Origin of the sequence: Acetobacter estunensis, assembly GCF_011516945.1 — a bacterium.
Taxonomy (GTDB): domain Bacteria; phylum Pseudomonadota; class Alphaproteobacteria; order Acetobacterales; family Acetobacteraceae; genus Acetobacter; species Acetobacter estunensis.
The window spans coordinates 1-2,580 of the sequence record NZ_WOTH01000084.1; the positions used below are offsets into that span (position 1 = coordinate 1).

Genomic DNA, 2,580 nt, shown 5'->3' on the forward strand with positions numbered 1-2,580 from the left:
TGAACTCTGCCGCATACCGTTTCCGCGTAACCTTGCCCATAAAACCCGTCCTCGTTCAGGCCAGATGATAGCTTATCGCCCTGTCCGAAAAATGGGGACCACCTCTGGTGACTTGTAATACGGCCTTTACTGTCCTCAATCGGAATACCAGCCTTTTTGCACAAAAGCGGGATAACAGTCTGATTTAAAACTTCCTTCGCGATTGGCTTGTTCCGAAGTTGAAAGAGAAAATGTACATGTTCACCGGTTCGCCGATCAAGATGTTTGCGGGGTGACGCTCGTTTTTTCATCCAGGCCGTAATGTACTTATGAACAGCATGGCCGACCGGTTTAGTGTACGCGACCGAAGTTTTACCTTCCGGAACATCAAGCCAGCAGACCTGCCCTGCCGGAACGACGTTGCCAGACTGATCAACCACATCCTCTGATTGTTCGCGCGTGCAGTCGACCCGAAGTCGGGCGATCTCATTGCTCCGAAGGCCTGCATGTGTCCACACCACGGCGATTGCCTGCAACAGGGCGAATGGATAGAAACAGTCAGGAGAAAGATCGTCTGGTTCAATGTTGAAGCTGGCCCAGGTCAGTTTCAGCCAAGAAGCATCATCTATGGTCCTAGGATTTACGCCAAGATATTTCGCAATATTCTTCGGTGTCGAGAGATGATATCGCGGATTACACCGGAGCTGCGCCCATTCCCAACTCTGAATATCAGATAAAAACCGACGCATAACCTGATAATAAGCAACTTTCGTTGGAGCCTGTAGAGGCTGGCCAACTGTTGGGATCAGACGATAATCAAAGGTGGAACCGCCCCAATCGCCAATACGTAACCTGTCGACGGCGGCGAGATAGTCGGCACATACCGATACCGTCCATTGCTCTGGTCCTGTGACCTCAGGATGCTCGCGACCCAACCAGATTCCGATACGGGTCAGAGTGTTGTAAACTGCTCGCCTCGACCCTTCTCGCAAGGTTGTTGTTTCCAACCAACGCCGGCACCATGTCATCCACTCAGGATTGATATTATCAGTTTCAGTTCCATGACGAGGTTGGTATGCCCGGAAATGAATAACCTTCGATGTAAGCCCCATTGCGGCCAAACCGGTTGACAATATTCCAATCCGCTTGGCGATATGATTTCCTGTGTAACACTCTCGTGTATGTTCCAGTATCTTCCTATCAAAACTTTCAAGTTTTGGATTCTCACCTTGTAATGCAACTGCAGCAAATACTGATGGTACGAGGGGCCGAACGGTCTGACAGACGAAGCCGACACGGGTTAGGGCCGAGAACAGACGCTCACATTCTGTATCAACAATCTCCGCTCCAAAAACCAATCGGGCAACGACAGCCGTCGCCACATTGCGTTGAATTTTGTACACGCTTCGAAAACCACACAGAAGATAAGCGACTGCAATCAACTGCGGTACCATTCCGGTTTTTTTCAGAACAGGACTATTATTGATAATCTCAACCCACAGGTCTTCACTCCACCCCCAGTAGGGTTTTTCCTGGTGTGCGACCGTCAGAAGCAAATACTTCAAAGCACGATGGCTGTTAGCGCGGTCGAGATTGCTGCGATACAGGATGTCCGTCAGAGGCTTATGAAGACGCGGAGCCTGCCGTTTCGTAATAACAAGATTTTCTTCTTTCCAACGTCTGACAACTTTTAATTCGTCTGCAGACAATGTCGCCCGTCTGTCGTATTCATCGAGATTAATGTGGAATTTGTATTCGGGCTGGATGTGAGAAACCTGATATTCGGCCACTGTTCTATCCTCCGAAGACCCTGTTACCAAGATTCATATCCATCTGTTCGACCGAGTGTGCGATTTTACGGAGAAGATCTTCACCAGATAGATGGATATAAAGTGTCGTACTTTGAACATTGCGGTGTCCGGCATACGTTGCGATATCGTGCAGACGCCAGCCTGACCGGGCCAAGTGCGTCAGTCTCAGATGTCTCAAGGTATGAGTACTGAACGCCGGTATGCCGGCTTGAAGGGCAAGACGTCTGACAGTTTTGCTCCATGACCACTTCGTTATGGGCTGTCGAAAGTTTCGATCTGACTCAGACAGAAACAAGGCACCTGAATGGGTTGTCGCACCGCGTCGACGATGTAAATACACTGCCAACACAGGACAAATCACTGCTGAGTAACAAACCACTCGAGCGTGTGCACTTTTACTCGTCTCAGCTCGAATAGTGAGGAGACGTCTCGCAGGGTCAATATCCGACACCCTGAAACCTACTAACTCTTCTCGGCGCAGTGCGCCATAGTAGGCCAAGGCGAACATGAGGCGATTTCTGACTGTTTCCTGTGCGACTATTTCTTGCAAGCGAGCCCATTCTTCGTCAGATGGCAAATATGGCAGTAATTTGGAACGACGTACCAAACCATACCTGAACCCGACATGCTCCGAGAGTGGGCCGCGCCCTACAACCGCCTGCCCTCGCGGCACCGGATTTCGACGCGGAAATCTCACAGAAGGGTTGTACATCGGATTAGATTATGAAAAAGTCTGTTTTGCACAAAAGAATTTTTCATAAGCAATAAACGAACCCGATGCAGACAGAGT

2 protein-coding genes are annotated in these 2,580 nt (G+C 49.6%); both read right to left on the reverse strand.

Annotated elements, in window-relative coordinates:
* Window positions 1–1,769: site-specific integrase (locus GOB87_RS16295; protein WP_338421445.1), on the reverse strand; the 1,769-nt coding region annotated here is incomplete at its 3' end.
* 4 nt (window positions 1,770–1,773) lie between these two features.
* Entirely contained in the window at window positions 1,774–2,502 is a 729-nt protein-coding gene (locus GOB87_RS16300; RefSeq protein ID WP_264806450.1) for a tyrosine-type recombinase/integrase, read from the reverse strand.
* Window positions 2,503–2,580 lie beyond the last annotated feature (78 nt).

What these genes read in the sequence shown, in the direction of transcription:
- GOB87_RS16300 (WP_264806450.1), bottom strand. Translation starts at nt 2,502, where the DNA reads ATGTACAACCCTTCTGTGAGATTTCCGCGTCGAAATCCGGTGCCGCGA.